This is a genomic window from Streptosporangium longisporum (assembly GCF_039534895.1).
GTDB lineage: Bacteria > Actinomycetota > Actinomycetes > Streptosporangiales > Streptosporangiaceae > Streptosporangium > Streptosporangium longisporum.
In genome coordinates, this window is the sequence record NZ_BAAAWD010000007.1 from 80,236 (window position 1) to 98,137 (window position 17,902).

General features: G+C 70.9%; 13 protein-coding genes. 5 read left to right on the plus strand and 8 right to left on the minus strand.

From position 1 onward, the window contains the following. Positions 1–219 precede the first annotated feature (219 nt). Positions 220–1,035 carry an oxygenase MpaB family protein gene (locus ABD832_RS13385; protein ID WP_344893712.1) on the plus strand — a complete coding sequence of 272 codons (816 nt, stop codon included), beginning with the start codon at positions 220–222 and terminating at the stop codon, positions 1,033–1,035. Positions 1,036–1,165: 130 nt separating this feature from the next. On the opposite strand, the gene ABD832_RS13390 is transcribed toward ABD832_RS13385, so the two are convergent. From ABD832_RS13390 to ABD832_RS13420, 7 genes are all read right to left on the minus strand, one after another. Further along, on the minus strand, positions 1,166–1,876 hold the full coding sequence (locus ABD832_RS13390) for a PadR family transcriptional regulator (protein ID WP_344893715.1): 711 nt from the start codon (positions 1,874–1,876) through the stop codon (positions 1,166–1,168). After that, positions 1,873–2,715, minus strand: coding sequence for a DUF4097 family beta strand repeat-containing protein (locus ABD832_RS13395; protein ID WP_344893718.1), 843 nt, complete (start codon positions 2,713–2,715; stop codon positions 1,873–1,875). Before ABD832_RS13395 ends, ABD832_RS13390 begins: the two co-directional genes overlap by 4 nt. A 123-nt stretch (positions 2,716–2,838) precedes the next feature. Next, positions 2,839–3,015, minus strand: coding sequence for a DUF6104 family protein (locus ABD832_RS13400; protein ID WP_344893721.1), 177 nt, complete (start codon positions 3,013–3,015; stop codon positions 2,839–2,841). Between the two features lie 105 nt (positions 3,016–3,120). Next, positions 3,121–6,909: a multifunctional oxoglutarate decarboxylase/oxoglutarate dehydrogenase thiamine pyrophosphate-binding subunit/dihydrolipoyllysine-residue succinyltransferase subunit gene (locus ABD832_RS13405; protein ID WP_344893724.1), complete on the minus strand. Its 3,789-nt coding sequence runs from the start codon at positions 6,907–6,909 to the stop codon at positions 3,121–3,123. 193 nt (positions 6,910–7,102) lie between these two features. Continuing rightward, the gene (locus tag ABD832_RS13410; RefSeq protein WP_344893727.1) at positions 7,103–7,768 is read right to left on the minus strand and encodes a B3/B4 domain-containing protein; all 666 of its coding nucleotides are present in this window, start codon (positions 7,766–7,768) and stop codon (positions 7,103–7,105) included. Between the two features lie 104 nt (positions 7,769–7,872). After that, entirely contained in the window at positions 7,873–10,374 is a 2,502-nt protein-coding gene (locus tag ABD832_RS13415) for a glycoside hydrolase family 9 protein (RefSeq protein ID WP_344895944.1), read from the minus strand. A 341-nt stretch (positions 10,375–10,715) separates the two neighbouring features. Continuing rightward, entirely contained in the window at positions 10,716–11,609 is an 894-nt protein-coding gene (locus ABD832_RS13420; RefSeq protein WP_344893730.1) for a glutathione S-transferase family protein, read from the minus strand. Between the two features lie 221 nt (positions 11,610–11,830). Here ABD832_RS13420 and ABD832_RS13425 point away from each other — a divergent pair, with 221 nt between their 5' ends. Next, entirely contained in the window at positions 11,831–12,337 is a 507-nt protein-coding gene (locus tag ABD832_RS13425) for a flavin reductase family protein (protein ID WP_344893733.1), read from the plus strand. A gap of 154 nt (positions 12,338–12,491) precedes the next feature. Here the strand turns inward: ABD832_RS13425 and ABD832_RS13430 are convergent, their stop codons facing one another. Further along, the gene (locus ABD832_RS13430; RefSeq protein ID WP_344893736.1) at positions 12,492–13,550 is read right to left on the minus strand and encodes an NAD(P)H-dependent amine dehydrogenase family protein; all 1,059 of its coding nucleotides are present in this window, start codon (positions 13,548–13,550) and stop codon (positions 12,492–12,494) included. 366 nt (positions 13,551–13,916) lie between these two features. Here ABD832_RS13430 and ABD832_RS13435 point away from each other — a divergent pair, with 366 nt between their 5' ends. The 3 genes from ABD832_RS13435 (at position 13,917) to ABD832_RS13445 (ending at position 17,816) form a co-directional block, all read left to right on the plus strand. Further along, positions 13,917–14,813: an SDR family oxidoreductase gene (locus ABD832_RS13435; protein ID WP_344893739.1), complete on the plus strand. Its 897-nt coding sequence runs from the start codon at positions 13,917–13,919 to the stop codon at positions 14,811–14,813. 463 nt (positions 14,814–15,276) lie between these two features. Then, on the plus strand, positions 15,277–16,791 hold the full coding sequence (locus ABD832_RS13440; RefSeq protein ID WP_344893742.1) for a sugar ABC transporter ATP-binding protein: 1,515 nt from the start codon (positions 15,277–15,279) through the stop codon (positions 16,789–16,791). Next, positions 16,788–17,816, plus strand: a complete 1,029-nt coding sequence (locus ABD832_RS13445) for an ABC transporter permease (protein ID WP_344893745.1) — start codon at positions 16,788–16,790, stop codon at positions 17,814–17,816. The genes ABD832_RS13440 and ABD832_RS13445 overlap by 4 nt, the downstream gene beginning before the upstream one ends. Positions 17,817–17,902: the final 86 nt, after the last annotated feature.

Here is a 17,902-nt window from a genome sequence, read left to right on the forward strand (position 1 = left end):
ATAGAAAAGCAGGTGAGCGATGTCTCACCCGGGAGGCCCGGAATGACCGACTCGACCGAGCGCCGCGCTTTCGAAGCGCCCCGTGATCCCGGAACACCCCACCGCGCCGAAGCGCCTCACCACCCCGACGCCCCGGGGCACGCACACCGGGAACGGCATCCGTCCGAAGCCCCCGGCGATCCCGAACCGTTCGGCCCCGGGGACCTGCTCTGGGAAGGCATGGGCGACCGGCGGCTGATGTTCCTGCTCGGCGGGGGTCTCGTCATGCAGGTCATGCACCCGGCCATCGGCGCCGCGGTCGGCGAGCACTCGGTCTATCGGACCGACCCGTGGGGCCGGCTCACCCGCTCGCTCACCTCGCTGCAGACCTGGGTGTACGGCGGGCCGCAGGCCCTCGAGGAGGGCAGGCGCCTGCGCGAGCTGCACCGCGACATCCGGGGTGTCGACGACCGGGGCAGGAGATACCACGCGCTCAGCGCAGAGCCGTACGCCTGGGTGCACCTGACCGCCTTCGAGCGGGCCGTCACCACGCTGAGGTACTTCGGCGAGCGGCCCTACACCCCGTCGGAGGAACGGCGCCTGTACGAGGAGGTCCTCCGCCTGGGCCGGATCCTGAGGGTGCCGGAGCGGATGTTCCCCGCCACGGTCGAGGACTACTGGGACTACTTCCACGACATGGTCGCCGGCACGCTGGAGGATCACCCCACCGCGCGCGACGTGCTGGAGACCACCCTCACCGTGGGCCCGCCGCCCATGCTCCCGGGGCCGCTGCGGGCGCTGTGGCGACCGCTCGGCCTGACCTCGGGCCAGGTCAACCACTTCGTCACGGTCGGTACGCTGCCGGACGCCGTCCGCGCGAAGCTGGGACTGTCGTGGACGGCCCGGGACGAGGCGCGGCTGCGCCGTCTGGGCAGGGCGGTCGCCGCGACGATGCCGCACCTGCCCGAGCGGGCCAGGTACCTGCCCATCGCCTACCGGGCGAGGCGGGCGGCACGGGCCCGGGACCGGCTCACCCGGGCCATGCGCGTCGCCTGACGCGACCCGGTGCCTCGATCCGATGATCAGATCCGGCTCGACGCTCGGACACGCCGACCAGGCCAGGCCAGACGATCTGTCCCGCTGTTCCGGCTCGGCTGTCAGGCTCACCGATCCGGCCCGGGTCGGTTCAGCGGAGCGTGTCGCGGATCCGGCGGGCGGCGTCGTACAGGGCGTCCTGCGCGGTGGCCAGGGTCTCCTCGCCGACCCGTGAGCCCGCGGCGTCCCTGCGGACCTCCTCGACGAACTCGGCCAGCATCTGCCCGAGCCGGTCGTCCCCGGCGGACGAGCCCTCACCGGTGAACCCGGAGGCCCAGATGCGCTTCCAGTCGTCCTTCCACTCGCCGGACTGGCGCTTCCACTCGCTCTTCTGGCGCTTCCACTCGTCCTTCTGCTCGCGCCAGGCCTCGCGGTGGTCGTTCCTGGCCTGCCGCTCCTCGTGCCTGGTGCCCTGGCGGACGTCGCGCGCCATCTGGGTGAGCTCCTCGCGCAGGGACTTGACCGTCTCGCGCACGTCCTCCTTGACCTCGCGGGCGATGTCGCGGACCGAGTCGGAGATCTCCTCCTCCAGTTCGGCCAGCTCGTCGAGGCGGGCGTTCAGCTCGGCGCGGCCCCGGTCGCTGATGGTGAAGACCTTCTTGCCGTCCACCACCTCGTGGGTGACCAGGCCCTCCTCCTCCAGCCGGGCCAGGCGCGGGTAGATCGTGCCGGGAGAGGGGGAGTAGACGCCCAGGAAACGGTCCTGGAGCAGGCGGATGACCTCGTAGCCGTGGCGCGGGCTCTCCTCCAGCAGCTTCAGGAGGTAGAGCCGGAGTCTTCCGTGGCCGAAGACGGGGCTCATGCTCGGCCTCCTTTCAGCAGGGTGACGTCGGCGGAGACGGTGTGCGCGCTAAGGGAGGCCATGCCGCCGCCGATCCGGCCGGTCAGCGCGCTCATGCCGGCCTGGGCGGAGTGGTCGAGCCCGGTGAAGGTGGTCTCGATCCTGCCCGTGGTGGAGCGGATCTTGACGTCGGTCTCGACGGCGTGCGGGAGCCGGACCACGATGTCGCCGGAGACGCTGTTCATCGTCACGTGACCGGTCGGCGGGAGCTCCAGGTCGGCGGTGATCCGGCCGGAGACGGTGGTGGCGCTCAGCCGCCGGGGCTTTCCCTGCGCCACGGTCAGGTCTCCGGAGAGGCTCTTGAAGGAGAGGTCCCCGACCAGGCCGCGGCTCTCCGTGTCGCCGGAGACGGTGTCGGCGCTGATCTCGCCGCTCACCCCGTCGAGCACGATGTCGCCCGAGACGCTCTTGATCGAGGTGCGGTCCCGGAACCCGGAGATCACCGCGGAGGCGGACACCGTGCCCACGTTGACGGGCCGGTCGGCGGGCACGGTCAGCGTCAGCGTCACCCGCCGGTCGCTCGCGCGCAGTGCCTGCGGGTCGCCCGCCAGCCCGTCCCGTACCCGGCTCATCAGGCCGTCCAGGATGCCGTCGCGGGTCAGGTCCCGGTAGGTGACGGTGAGGACGCCGTCGTCGTCGTGCGTGATGAGCAGCGGCGCGTCACCGACCTCGGTCACCTCCAGCGTGGCGGGGCCGTCACCGGCCAGCACGGCCAGCCTGCCCGCCACGACGCGCACGTTGAGCCTGCTCACCTCGTCGAAGGTGAGCCGCTCCGGTTTCTCGACGCTCCATTGCCGCATGGTACGACCTCCTTGTCCACGACACGATATGTCTCGTTTCCGAGAAGGTCAAGATATGTCGCGTCTCGGCCCTCGGGGTCGCCCCGGTCGTCCCCAACTGTCCCCGGTCGTCCCCGGTCGTCCTCAGTCGTCCTCGTCGTCCAGCCGGGCCAGCCAGGTGGCCAGCCGCTCCACCGGCGTCTCGAAGTCCGGGTTGAGGTCGACGAACTCGCGCAGCCGCTCGGCCAGCCACGCGACGGTGACCTCCTCCTCGCCGCGGCGCTCGACGAGCTCCTCGATGCCCCGATCGGTGAAATACATCGTTCTCCTCGTGGTGACGGCACCTGCCATAACGGGGAAGTCCCCCGCAGAGGTTCCTGCGGGGGACTTCCGGGTGAGATCGTGCCCGCCGTACGGGCCGCCCTCCTAGCCGAAGATCTCGCTCAGCATCTGCTGCAGCTCCGCCTCGTGCGCCGCGTGCGAGCCGGTCGCCGGGGAGGAGTTGGCCTTGCGGGAGACGCGCCTGATCGCGCGCCCGCCGAAGACGCGCGGGTTCTCGGCCAGCTTGAGCGCCACGAACGGCCACGGCCCCATGTTGACCGGTTCGTCCTGGGCCCAGATCAGCTCGATGTCGGGGGAGTAGCGGCTCAGTTCCGACTCCAGCGAGTCGCCAGGGAAGGGGTAGAGCCGCTCCAGACGGACGATCGCCACGTCGCTCCGGCCCTGCTTGTCCCGGGCCGCGGCCAGCTCGTAGTAGAGCTTGCCGGAGACCAGCACGACCTTGCGCACGGCTCCCTGGTCGGCCGTGTGGTCGCCCAGCACCGCCTGGAACGACCCCGAGGTGAAGTCGGCGACCGCCGAGACCGCCGCCTTGTGCCGCAGCAGCGACTTGGGCGTGAACACCACCAGCGGGCGGTGCCGGTTCGACAGCGTCTGCCAGCGCAGCAGGTGGAAGTAGTTGGCGGGCAGCGTGGGCTGCGCCACCGTCATGTTGTCCTGGGCGCACATCTGCAGGAAGCGCTCGATGCGGGCCGAGGAGTGGTCGGGGCCCTGGCCCTCGTAGCCGTGCGGCAGCAGCAGGGTCACGCCGGAGCGCTGGCCCCACTTCTGCTCGCCTGCGGTGAGGTACTCGTCGATGATCGACTGGGCGCCGTTGACGAAGTCGCCGAACTGCGCCTCCCAGGCGACCAGCGCCTCGGGCCGCTCCACGCTGTAGCCGTACTCGAAGCCGAGCGCGGCGTACTCGCTGAGCAGCGAGTCGTAGACGTAGAACTTCGTGGTGCCCTGGTTGAAGGTCTTGAGCGGGGTGTGCTCCTCGCCGGTGACCCGGTCGACCAGCACGGCGTGGCGCTGGGTGAACGTGCCGCGCCGCGAGTCCTGGCCGACGAGACGGACCGGGTGGCCGTCGATCAGCAGCGACCCGAAGGCCAGCGTCTCGCCCATGCCCCAGTCGATGTGGTCCTCGGCCACCATCTGCCCGCGGCGCTGCAGCACCGGCAGCAGGCGCGGGTGGACGGTGAAGCCCTCGGGCATGTTGAGCTGGGTCTCCACGATCCGCTTGACGGTCTCCTCGGAGATGGCCGTCGTGACGTCCTCGTGCGACCAGGGGACCGTCTCCAGGTCGACCGGCCGGGAGAACTCGCCGGTCTGGTCCTTGGCCGCGCGGGTCTCGGCGAAGGCGTTCTCCAGCTTGGCCTGGTAGTCGCGCAGCGCGCTCTCGGCCTCCTCGACCGTGATGTCGCCACGGCCGATCAGCGCCTCGGTGTAGAGCTTGCGGGTCGAGCGCTTGGCGTCGATCAGGTCGTACATCAGCGGCTGGGTGAAACCGGGGTTGTCGGCCTCGTTGTGACCGCGGCGCCGGTAGCAGATCAGGTCGATCACGACGTCCTTGCGGAACGCCTGGCGGTACTCGAAGGCCAGCCGGCCCACCCGGACCACGGCCTCGGGGTCGTCGCCGTTGACGTGGAAGATCGGCGCCTGGATCATCCGGGCCACGTCGGTGGCGTAGACGCTGGAGCGCGAGCTGGCCGGGCTGGTGGTGAAGCCGACCTGGTTGTTGACCACGATGTGCACGGTGCCGCCGGTGCGGTAGCCGCGCAGCTGCGACAGGTTGAGCGTCTCGGCCACCACGCCCTGGCCCGCGAAGGCCGCGTCGCCGTGGACGAGCACCGGCAGGACGGTGAAGCCCTCCTCGCCGCGCTCCAGCAGGTCCTGCTTGGCGCGGACCACGCCCTCCAGGACCGGGTCGACCGTCTCCAGGTGGGAGGGGTTGGCCACCACCGAGGTCTTGAGCTTGGAGCCGTCCGGCGAGACGAAGTCGCCGCTGGCGCCGAGGTGGTACTTCACGTCGCCGGAGCCGTGGGCGCTGCGCGGGTCGATGTTGCCCTCGAACTCGCCGAAGATCTGCCCGTACGACTTGCCGACGATGTTGGCCAGCACGTTGAGGCGGCCACGGTGGGCCATGCCGATCACGGCCTCGTCGAGCCGCTCCTCGGCCGCCGAGCTGAGCACCGAGTCCAGCAGCGGGATCAGCGACTCGCCGCCCTCCAGCGAGAAGCGCTTCTGCCCGACGAACTTCGTCTGCAGGAACGTCTCGAACGCCTCGGCGGTGTTCAGCCGCTCCAGCACGCGCAGCTGCTCGGTGCGGTCGGGCTTGGCGTGCGGCCGCTCGATGCGCGCCTGGATCCAGGCGCGCTCCTCGGGGTTCTGCATGTGCATGTACTCCACGCCGATGGTGCGGCAGTAGGAGTCACGCAGCACGCCGAGGATCTCGCGCAGCTTCATCAGGGGCCGGCCGCCGAAGCCGCCGGTGGCGAACTCGCGCTCCAGGTCCCACAGCGTCAGGCCGTGCGACTTGATGTCGAGGTCGGGGTGCTTGCGCTGCTTGTACTCCAGCGGGTCGGTGTCGGCCATCAGGTGGCCGCGGACCCGGAAGGCGTGGATCAGCTCGATGACGCGGGCCGACTTGGCCACGTCGTCGTCGTGGGTGGTCGAGATGTCCTGGACCCAGCGGATCGGCTCGTACGGGATCCGGAGGGACTCGAAGATCTCGTCGTAGAAGCCGTCCTCGCCCAGCAGCAGCCGGTGGATCTGCCGCAGGAAGTCGCCCGACTGGGCGCCCTGGATGATCCGGTGGTCGTAGGTGCTGGTGAGCGTCATGACCTTGCTCACCGCGAGGCGGGAGAGCGTGTCGGGGGAGGCGCCCTGGTACTCGGCCGGGTACTCCATCGCGCCGACGCCGATGATCGTGCCCTGCCCCGGCATCAGGCGCGGCACCGAGTGCACGGTGCCGATGGTGCCCGGGTTGGTCAGCGAGATCGTGGTGCCGCCGAAGTCGTCGACGCCGAGCTTGCCGGCCCTGGCCTTGCGGACCACGTCCTCGTAGGCGACCCAGAACTGGCGGAAGTCCATCGCCTCGGTGGCCTTGATCGACGGGACCAGCAGCTGGCGGGTGCCGTCGCTCTTGGCGACGTCGATGGCCAGGCCCAGGTTGACGTGCTCGGGCTTGACCAGCACCGGCTTGCCGTCGACCTCGGTGTAGGAGTGGTTCATCTCCGGCAGGACCGCCAGGGCCTTGACCACCGCGAAGCCGATGATGTGCGTGAACGACACCTTGCCGCCGCGACCGCGCGACAGGTGGTTGTTGATCACGATCCGGTTGTCGATGAGCAGTTTCGCCGGGACCGCCCGCACGCTGGTCGCCGTCGGGACGACGAGGCTGGCCTCCATGTTGGCGGCCGTTCTGGCGGCCGCGCCACGTAGTCGGACTTCCTCGGCACCGGCGGGCAACTGCGTCTCCTGCTTGGATCGGTCCGCCGGGGCGGCCTTGGCCGCCGGCGCTGGGGTCTTCACCGCGGTGGCCTCGGGAGCCGGAGCCGGGGTGTCCGTGGTGGCCGCCGTGGTGGCGGGGGCCGCCTGGGGAGCCGGGGCCGGGGTGGCCGTCTCGCCCGGGGACCCGTTCGAGGGCTCGGCCGAGGAGCCGTCCGGGGAGGCGGAGGGCGCGGCGGGTGTCGGAGGAGTGGACGCGGCGGTCGCCGCCCCCTGGGGCGCGGCTCTGCCGGCCCCCGAATCAGGGTTGTAGTCAGCGAAGAAGTTCCACCAGGCACGATCGACGGACTCGGGATCCTGGAGATACTTCTGGTACAGCTCGTCGACCAGCCATTCGTTCTGGCCAAAGGCTGCCAGCGGGTTTGTCCGCGACGACTCAGACGACACGGCGGAAATCGCCCTCTTCCGCAGATCGGCGTTGATGATGGAGAACCTGTCCAAGGTTACTCGCCTCGGCCCGGACCTGCGCCAGTCCGGTCCGGCCTTCCTCGCCGATCCTGTCCCCGGCGCCCGGAACGGCCACCGGCCGCAGGCCCGTGATCGGGCTCGTCCCCTGGTCAGGACGGTCCGGGGGGCCTGATCAGGCGGGGCCGACCAGGCGGGAGGTCACCCGTATCCCCGGGGTAACATCTTCGAGCAGCGCGACCAGCTCGTCCCCGGCGTCCCGCAGCTCCCGCAGGGACATCGGCTCCAGCCTCTCCAGCAGGAAGAAGGCGTCGACGGTCTCCTCGGTGATCCGGGTGCGCACGCACTGGCGCCAGTTCCACCGGCGGCAGGTGACGCCCAGGTCGTCGCGCCAGACGACCTCGCCGGGCTCCGGGTGGTCGATCGCGGGCTCGCCCTTCTCGATCACCTCGAACGGCTCGTCGCCGCTCGCGCGCACCAGGCGGGCCGGGCCCTGGTAACGGGCCAGGTCCTCCCCGCCGATCGGCAGGCCGTGGCGGACGCTGACCGCGTTGTAGGCGTCGACCGCCCGGTTGATCTCCGGCAGGGGCATCCGCCTGATCAGGGCGTCCACCGAGGGCCTGGTCCGCTGGGGCTTCGCGCCGAACGCCCGGTAGGCCTCCCGCCACGCCTCGATCCGGGGGTCGCCGCTCTCCGTGGCCTTCTCGGCGGCCTCGGCCAGCCAGGCCCGGGAGGCGTCGTCGCTGGGCCCGTTGCGCAGGCCCCGCACCTCGAACGTCAGCACCGCGAAGTCCGGCCTGAGCGCGCCGACGGCGGGGTCCACCACGATGTCCTCGATCACGGGCCCAGTTTAGGACGCCCGGCGGGACGTCCGGAGACGACCCGGCCCGGCTCGTGGACGTACCGAGCCGGGCCGGACCGATCACCCGCGTAGGGCGGCGGGGATCACTTGCAGAGCACGCCGTTGAGCAGCAGGCGTTCGGGCCTGGGGTTGGGGCCGGGGGCCTCGGCGCCGATGAAGCCGAAGGAGACCGATGCGCCCGGCTTGATCACCTTGTTCCAGGCGAGGTTGCGGGCGGTCACGGTGGCGCCCTCCTGGTCGAGGTCGGCGTTCCAGTGCCGCCGCACGGTCTGGCCGCCCAGGAAGGACCAGCTCAGGCTCCAGCCGTCGATGGCCTTGGGGCCGGTGTTGGTGACGGTGACCTGGGTGTTGAACCCCTCGGGCCACTGGCCGTGCCCGGTGTAGGTGACCTTGCACGTCCCCGGCGGGACGGCCAGGGCCGGGGTGGCCAGGTAGGAGCCGATCCAGGCGAGCGGGGCGTTCCAGTTGATCGTCAGCTCGTTGGTGGCCCAGGACTCGATGTCGTCGATGTAGCAGAACTGGGGCTTGCAGCCCTTGAGCTTGGCCTGGGCGACCGGGTCCTGGATGGCGGAGTTGGGGCCGCCGGCCAGGGTGCCGCGCGGCGGGTTGGGCAGGGACGGGTCGAGCTGGTGGGCGTACCAGCGGCTGTGCTGGTTCTTGGAGGCGACCTCGCCGTAGCCGGTCACGTACGACTGGTTGAGGGCGTTGCGGCCGAAGATGTAGTCCAGGCCCTCCAGCACGCCCTCGTGGTACTTGGCCTCGCCGCTGATGTCGTGGGCGACGGCCATGACCACCATGTTGTTCAGCACCAGGTGGCTGGAGCCCCAGTCGTAGTCGCCCGGGTTGTACGGGACGCCGTAGGGGTGGGCCTTCTGGACGGCGAGGTAGCGGTCGGCGCCTTCCAGCACCGACTGGCGCACCCGGGCCCGGTCCGGCAGCGCATTGGGCACGGTCGCCAGCTGCAGGCGGCCGAGCTGGGCGGTGTGGCCCCAGTCGAAACCGCGCTCGCGCCAGATGTCACCGGTGTGGTGCGGCGAGGCGAGCACGTGGTCGGCGAACTCCTTGCCCGCGGTGGCCAGGTAGAGCTCGGCCGCGGCCCAGTAGAACTCGTCGGTCACGTCGGTGTCGTCGTAGGCGCCGCCGCCCGTCGCGTCGGCCGGGTCGGCGTAGCGGGCCGGGTCGGCCTTGGCCGCGGCCCACGCCTTCTTGGCCGCGGCGAGGTTGCGCGCGGCGAACGCGGCGTCGTACGGGGCGAAGACCCGGGCGGCCTGGGCCGCGGTGGCGGCCAGGTTGAGGGTGGCCGCGGTGGAGACCGCGTGCAGCTCGCGCGCCTGCGGGTCCAGGTGGGGCAGGAGCGGCAGGCCGGTCCAGTTGGCGTCGTGGATCTTGTGGTGGGCCATGCCGGCGTGCGGGCGGCCGTCGGGGACCTGCATGCTCAGCAGGAACTCCTGCTCCCAGCGGGCCTCGTCGAGGATGTCGGGCACCCCGTTGCCGCTCTCGGGGATGTTCAGGTCGCCGTCGCCGTGCAGGCGGTCGGCCTTGGTGCGCTCGAAGGTGGACATCAGCTGGTGGACCGAGATGCCGCCGTTGACGACGTACTTGCCGTGGTCGCCCGCGTCGTACCAGCCGCCCTTGACGTTCAGCGTGTAGTCGCAGACGCCCGGCTTGCAGGGCACCTCGATGTCACCGCGGTTGGGGGCGACGCCGACGTGCCCGGCGGGCCTGCCGTAGCCGGGGCGCAGCGTGTCGAGGATCTCGATGCCGCTGCGCTGGGTGTAGTAGAACTTCAGCGCGTCGGTGCCGAGATCGGAGTAGACGTCCGCGCCGATGTCGAACGGACGGCTGGTCTCGCCGTCGGCCGTAAGCGTGTACCCGGTGAGGGACGCCTTCACCTGGCTGAAGTCGATCGAGTGGACGTTCTGGCCGGAGCTGGCGTCGACGCCGCGCGGGACGGTCTCGCCCTCGGCGACGACCTCGCCGTCGCGCTTCAGCGTCCAGCTCACCGGCTCGGTCTTCTCGGTGACCAGGGTGGCCCGCTTGGGCCCGGCCGGCAGGTAGCCGACCATGTTCACCCGGACGCGGGGCCCGGTGTCGGGCTCGTAGACCTCCGGTTCGGCCCCTCCCTTGAGGGAGACGTCGTCCACGCAGAACCTCCACGGGGTGGCGCTGCCCCCGAGCTGGAACGCCACCTGCGCGCCTGGCAGGTCCACGGGCGAGGTGAAGGTGAAGCGGTGGTCGGCGGCGGTCGCCCCCAGCTCGGGGGTGGCCGACAGGTACTGGGTGTAGGGGTCGACCGGGAGCTGGACCAGCGCCTTGACCGTCCTGGGACCGCCCTGTGGGGCGGCGCCCGAGAAGGAGAACGCGTAGGTCTCGTCCTTGACCAGCGGGATGTTGTCCTGGCCGATGATGACGTCCCACGGGTTGGCAGTACCGCCGGGGACGTCGGCGCAGAGCCGTCCGTCCTCGACCTCCAGCGTGGTGTTGGAGGTGCCCCACCAGGGGGCGGTGCCGCTCTCGAAGGTGCCGTTGACGATCTGTTCGGGACCGTCGGCGGCGGTGGCGGGCAGGGGGGGCAGGGTCACCATGGCGGCGGCCGTGGTGAGGGCGAGCCAGACGGACGGCCTGGTGGCGCGGTGTCGCGGCGAGGCGGTCCGGGGCGAGGGCGTTCGGGTCACGGGCGGTCCTTCGGACGGGGGTTTCTCCCGGCGTGGGAGCCCGGTCGTGGGAGCGCCGGATGGGGGCCGCGGTCCCGGACGAAGATCCGGAACCGAAGTGGGAGCGCTCCCACTACCGAGACGTGCCGATGTTTCCAGCGCGTTTCACCCACCGTCAATGGACACCCCTCCCGGCCCGGCCGCTGACCGGGCGAATGCCCGATATATCCGATGAAACTTTCACCGTCGGGAGGCGGCGCCCGTGACGGCCGTCAGGGAGCGGTCCAGTCGATCTCCGGGCCGCGCGGGACGATCCCGCTGGGGTTGATGTTCGTCTGGGTCACGAAGTAGTGCCGCTTGATCTGGTCGAAGTCGGTCGTGCCGCCGAAGGCCGGCAGGGCGTACAGCCTGCGGGCGTAGGCCCACAGGGCCGGATGGTCCGTCAGCCGCCGCAGCGAGCACTTGAAATGCGTGTTGTAGACGGCGTCGAACCTGGCCAGCGTGGGGTAGAGCCGCACGTCGCTCTCGGTGAGCGCGTCCCCGTGCAGGAAGCGCCGGGCCGACAGCCGTTCCTCCAGCAGGGCGAGGGTGGCGAACACCTCGGTGACCGCCTCGTCGTAGGCCGCCTGCGAGCGGGCGAACCCGGCCCGGTAGACGCCGTTGTTGAGGCCGCGGAAGATCACCTCGTTCAGCGCGTCGATCTCCTCGCGCAGCTCCGGCGGGTACAGGTCGGGGGCGCCCTCGGCGTGCCAGGGGGCGAAGGCGGTCTCCAGGGTCAGGGTGAGCTGCGGGTAGTCGTTGGTGACCAGCCGCCCGGCGACGGCGTCCCAGACGCACGGCACCGTGTACCTGCCCTCGTAGCCGGGGTCGGTGGCCAGGTAGAGCTCGGAGAGGTACTCCACCCCGGTCACCGGGTCCCCGCCGGGCATCCGCCAGCCCTTCTCGTCCCTGATCGGGTCGACGATCGTGACCCCGATGACCTCCTGAAGGCCCAGCAGCTCGCGGACGATCAGCGAGCGGTGCGCCCACGGGCAGGCGTAGGAGGCGTAGATCTGGTAGCGGCCGGGCTCGGGCGGGTGCTCGCCGCCCTCCTCGATCCGCGTCGTGAACCTGTTCGGCTGCCTGACGAAGCGGCCGCTCTCGGAGGTCTCCTTCTCCAGCTTCATGCTCCGACGGTACGGGACGCGGGCGGAGCGCGGCGGGCCCGCGTGGACGGGGACCTGGCGGACGGAGAGAGACGGAGAGAGACGGAGAGAGGGCATGGGTGTCGCGCGGAAGAGATGACTGCATTAATGGGTTGCTACAGGTGTCCTTTGTTCCTCGGAGGGGGAAAAGTGACCAAGTGGAGCATCCAGGTGATGACCGGCGAGTCCCCGAGCGAGGCGTCATGACGGAAACCCTGTCCGGCCAGGCTGTCGACGCCGAGCGCTTCCGGCAGACGCTCGCCCTCCACGCCGCCGGAGTCGTCGTGGTGACCGCGCAGGTCGACGGCGTGCCGATCGGCCTGACCGCCACCTCGTTCTCGTCGGTCAGCCTCGCGCCCCCGCTGGTCTCCTTCTACGTGGACCAGTCGTCCACGACGTGGCCCCGGCTGCGGCAGGCCGGCCACTTCGCGGTGAACGTGCTGGCCAGCGACCAGGCCGAGGTGGCCTCGCGCTTCGCCAGGAGGGGGGTGGACCGTTTCGCGGCCCCCATCTCCTGGACCCCCGGCTCGCACGGCGTCCCGCTGCTCGGCGGGGTCTCGGCCCACCTGGTCTGCTCCCCGCACTCCACGGTGGACATCGGCGACCACGTGCTGGTCGTCGGCCTGGTCACCGAGACGGGGGTCGAGCCCGGCGGGCGCCCGCTGCTGTATCACCAGGGCCGTTTCGGGCGCTTCATCCCGCACCCCTGACCCCGCCGCCGGGGGGAAGGCGGCCGGATGCCCGGAGGTTCTCTGCGATCCGCGACCGATCCGCGACCGATCCGCGACCGATCCGCGCCGGGTCGCGCGGAACACCGGGGGAGACCTGCGCCGAAGGACGCCTCGGAGGGGGCCGAGAGGGTCCTCAGGCGAGGCGTACGGTACCCCGGCCGGTGGCCAGGGGAAGGTCCAGCGCGGTGCGGATGCCCGGCGGGGCCGCGCACAGGGCCGCCACGGAGTTCACCGCGTGGGCCGCGGCCCCGGCCAGGCCGTGGGAGATCTCGTCGACGCTCAGCATCAGCTGGGGCACGCCCTCGATGTGGACGTTGAAGCCGGGACCGGCCCAGCGGTCCACCCGGGTGGCGTCGGCCTTGTAGACGCACTCGACGGTCATGAAGGGACGGCCGCGGACCAGCCCGCTGAACATCCAGCGGGACGCGCACACCGTGCCCCGCCGGACCAGGCCCGCGTCGATCTCGAACTCCTCGGTGGCGAGCTCGAACTCGTCGCTCTCCTCGACCTCGTCGAGCTCCACCCCGAGGTTGTCGGCCACGAACTGGACGCTCTCGGCGAACAGCGAGCGCTGGAAGGCGCGGAACGGACGCACGGCGGCGGCGTAGTCCTTGGCCGAGCGGGTGAAGCCGAACAGGTCCACCACGATCTGCCGTGAGGGGTGCCCCCGGAAGTCCGAGGACTCCCGGACGTAGATGTGGTCGACCCGGCTGGACAGGCCGGTCAGCGTGAGCGGCAGCACGTCGCTCATGAAACCGGGGTTGACCCCGGTGCCGTGCAGCGACGACCCTCCCGCCCGGCAGGCGGCCTCCAGGCGTTCCACCACCCCGGGGCCGTAGCACTTGGGGTAGACGAAGCCGGTGGTGGTGATGACGTTCTTGCCGGCGGCGAGCAGCGCGCAGATGGTCTCGACGTCGCTGGGATGATCCCCGCCGAAGTAGAAGGCCGGCAGCGGCATGTGCAGCACGCAGTCGGCCTCCGTCGCCAGGATCTCCTCGACGTCGTCGGTGCAGATGACACCGGCCTCGGGGAGCCCGACCAGGGTCCCCGCGTCCTGTCCCACCTTGTCCGGGTCGTAGACCAGCACCCCGGCCAGTTCGAACTCGGGCCGGGTGATCAGGCTGCGCAGGGAGTATCTGCCGACGGCGCCCGTGGCCCACTGGACCACGCGCAGGGGCGGCGATAAGGACATATGGGGCCTCCAGCCCAAATGAGTGGGCGGGGCCCTACTGGAAGGAGTTGAGGGGTGTCGTCGTTGACCCTCGCCCGTGTGGGGCAAAAACTTTAGCAGAAATTAACACGCTTGCTCACTAAGAGCAATTATCCCATTCGTTTTCGGTTACCGGTACGGCCGGGGTGCGGCCGTCCGATTTGGGTGCGGGCACAGTCGCGCGGGCGCCCCGGGCCCGCCCGGACGGCGCCCCGGCCGCGGTGTCCCGGGGGTGCGGACATGATCGTTCCTGGTGGTGGCGGGCGGGCGACGCGTCCGATGGCATCGCGGGGGCCGGAGGGTTATTGTTCGGGTGACTAGAATTATGTTCTCGTGGGAGGGATGCGGATGTCAGAGCTGCGATTCGACGGCAAGGTCGCGATCATCACCGGGGCCGGTCACGGTCTCGGCCGCTCGCACGCGCTGTCGCTCGCCGGGCGCGGCGCCAAGGTGGTCGTCAACGACCTGGGCGGGGCGCTGGACGGTACCGGGGCCTCCGCGGGGCCGGCCGCCGACGTGGTCGAGCTGATCAGGAAGAACGGCGGGGAGGCCGCCGTCAGCACCGACGACGTGGCGACCCCCGAAGGGGCCGCGGCGATCGTCCAGACCGCGATCGACGCCTTCGGGCGGCTGGACATCGTCGTCAACAACGCCGGCATCCTGCGGGACAGGTCCTTCGGGAAGATGAGCGTCGAGGAGTTCGACCAGGTCATCGCCGTCCACGTCCGCGGCTCGTTCCTGGTGAGCCGGGCGGCGTTCCCCCACCTCAAGGAGCAGGGGTACGGCCGGATCGTCAACACCTCCTCGCCCGCGGGCCTGTTCGGCAACTTCGGCCAGGCCAACTACTCCACCGCCAAGATGGGGCTGGTCGGTCTGACCAAGACGCTCGGCATCGAGGGCGCCAGGGCCGGGATCAAGGCCAACGCGATCGCGCCGATCGCCTGGACGCGGATGACCGAGGAGATCCTGCCGGCCGAGTTCGAGGCGACGTTCACCGCGGAACGGGTCAGCGCCCTGGTGACCTTCCTGGCCCACGAGGCCTGCGAGACCAGTGGTGAGGTCTTCAGCGTCGGCGGCGGCCGGGTCGCCCGGGTGTTCGTGGCCGAGGGGCCGGGCTGGCGCAAGGAGGACCACACGGTCGAGGACATCCGGGACAACTGGGATGCGATCCTTGCCGAGCAGCCGTACCTCACCCCGACCACCCTCGGCGAGCAGGCGACCGCCTCCATGAGGGCGATGCTCTGAGGGTGCCCTGAGTGTGTTCTGAACGGGTCCCGGACGGGTCTGCACGCCGTCCGGGACCCGTTCGCTGCCGCCCCCGCGGCGCGTTCGATCGCCGCGAGCACCCGGTCGCGCCCGTCACGGGCGGGGGACGAGGGTGACCTCCCCGCCGGGTGCGGTGGTGACGGGCCCCGCGGCCCGGTGAGACGGCCCGCGTCATCGCGCGCCCCGTGCTCCCTCGACGTGAGGGCACCCCTCCTGATCTCCGGAATCGGACGCCGCGCGCCAGACTTTTGCTGATTTCTGCAAAAGTCTACGAACCGTTAGATGAAAGCCCTTCACAAACCAGGACGTACAGGGTTAGCTTCTGCACATCCCATGGTGGAGGGGAGGGCGTCGGCGTCGGCGTCGGCGGTGTGGCCCGCACGGGCCCGAACTCCCCGGCGACCACGTCTTCTCCGGCCCCACGATGAAGCAGCGAGGCCCCATGTCCGAAGCCACACCCCTGCTCGTCATGCGAGGGATCGTCAAGCAGTTCCCCGGTGTGCGCGCCCTGGACGGCGTCGACCTGGAGGTGCTGCCCGGCGAGGTGCACTGCCTGCTCGGCCAGAACGGCGCGGGCAAGTCCACGCTGATCAAGACACTGGCCGGGGCGCACCAGCCCGACGAGGGCACGATCACCTTCGGTGGCGAGGAGGTGCGGCTGTCCAGCCCGATCGCGGCGATCCGGCTGGGAATCTCCACGATCTACCAGGAGCTCGACCTGGTCGACGGGCTGAGCGTGGCCGAGAACGTCTTCCTCGGTCACGAGCCGGCCCGGCTGGGCTTCGTGGGGCGCGGGGCCGCGGCCCGGGCGACCCGGGAGGTGCTGGCCCGGCTCGGGCACGGCGAGATCCGCACGTCGACCGAGGTGGGGCGGCTCTCACCGGCCGCCAAGCAGGTGGTGAGCATGGCGCGGGCGCTCTCGCACGACACCCGCCTGATCGTCATGGACGAGCCGTCGGCGGCCCTGGCCCACGACGAGGTGGGCAACCTGTTCCGGATCATCCGGGAGCTGACCGCGCAGGGCGTGGCGGTGGTCTACATCTCGCACCGGCTGGAGGAGATCCGCGAGATCGGCGACCGGGTCACCGTCCTCAAGGACGGCCGCACGGTCGCGGTGGGCCTGCCGGCCAAGGACACCCCGACCTCCCAGATCATCTCGCTGATGACCGGCCGCACCGTGGAGTACCTCTTCCCCGACCGGCTCGAGGCCGGTGCGCGGCAGGACCGGGCCGAGGTGCTGCGCGTGGAGAACCTGAGCGTCCCCGGCCGGGTCGAGGACGTGTCGTTCTCGGTGCGGGCCGGGGAGATCGTGGGTCTGGCCGGGCTGGTCGGCTCGGGCCGCTCGGAGATCATCGAGGCCGTCTACGGGGCCCGGAAGTTCTCCGGCCGGGTGACGCTGGAGGGCCGTCCGGTGGGCCGCGGCGGCACCGGGAACGCGGTCCGGATGGGCATGGGGCTGGCGCCGGAGGAGCGCAAGGCCCAGGCGCTGCTGCTGGACCAGAGCGTCTCGCGCAACATCAGCCTGGCGAGCCTGGGCCGCTACTCGCGGCTGGGCTGGATGGACCGGCGCCGCGAGGCGGCCGACGCGCGGGCCATGGTGGAGGCGCTGGACATCCGGCCGTCCGACCCCGAACGGCCGGTCAAGACGCTCTCGGGCGGCAACCAGCAGAAGGCGGTGCTGGCGCGCTGGCTGCTCAACGAGCGCCGGCTGCTGCTGCTGGACGAGCCCACGCGCGGGGTGGACGTGGGAGCACGGGCGGAGTTGTACGCGCTGGTACGGCGGCTGGCCGACGACGGGATCGGCGTCCTGCTGGTCTCCAGCGAGGTTCCCGAGGTGCTGGGCCTGGCCGACCGGGTGCTGGTGATCAGGGAGGGCCGCATCGTCCGCGAGGCCGCCGCCGGAGAGCTGGACGAGCACGCCGTCCTCGACATGATCATGGAAGGAAGTCCGGTATGAGCGAGTCCCGGCCGCCGTCGGTGGACGAGAAGGTACGGGCGACGGGGCAGGGCCGCGCGCCCGCGGCCCCGGACAGCCTGCTCACCCGCCTGGGAGACGTCCCCCACCTGGGACTGGTGGTCGCGCTGGTGCTGCTGGCGGTGGTGGGCCTGGTGACGGTGCCCGACACCTTCGCCACCACCTCCAACATGGTGAGCATCCTGTCGCTGGCGGGCACCATCGGGGTGATCACGGTCGGCATGACCTTCGTCATCATCGGCGGGGGCATCGACCTGTCGGTGGGCGCGCTGATGGCGCTGGCCTCGGTCTGGGCCACCACGCTGGCAACCCAGGCGTACGGGCCGTTCGTCATGATCGTGTGTGCGGTGCTGGTCGGCACGGGCGCGGGCCTGGTCAACGGCCTGCTGATCGCCTACGGGCGGATGGTGCCGTTCATCGCGACGCTGGCGATGCTGGTCGCCGCCCGAGGGCTGGCCCAGCGGATGTCGAACCGCCGCACCCAGCTCGTGCAGCAGGGCAACGAGGCGATCGTGGGGCTGTCGACCACCCGGGTGCTGGGCATCCCGCTGCTGGTCTACATCTTCGCCGTCGTCGTGGTGCTGGGCTGGGTGCTGCTCAACCGCACCACGTTCGGGCGCCGTACCTACGCCGTCGGCGGCAACCCCGAGGCGGCCCGGCTGGCCGGCATCGACGTGCGCCGGCACACCGTGGCGCTGTACGCGCTGTCGGGCCTGTGCTGCGGCATCGCGGCCGTGCTGATCATGGCCAGGACCACCACCGGCTCCTCCACCCACGGTGACCTGTACGAGCTGGACGCGATCGCCGCGGTCATCATCGGCGGCACGCTGCTCACCGGCGGCCGTGGATCGATCATCGGGTCGATCCTGGGCCTGCTGATCTTCACCGTGATCACGAACCTGTTCATCCTCAACGGCCTCAACACCAGCGACCAGCTGGTGGCCAAGGGCCTGATCATCGTGGTGGCCGTGCTGCTCCAGCGGCGCAGCCTCCGAACCGCGACCTAGCCCCTCTCGCCAGGTCACGTCCCCCTCGACCTTTCACGATCTTCCCCCCGGGTCCGTTCCCGGGACTCAATTCCGAAAAAGGAGCA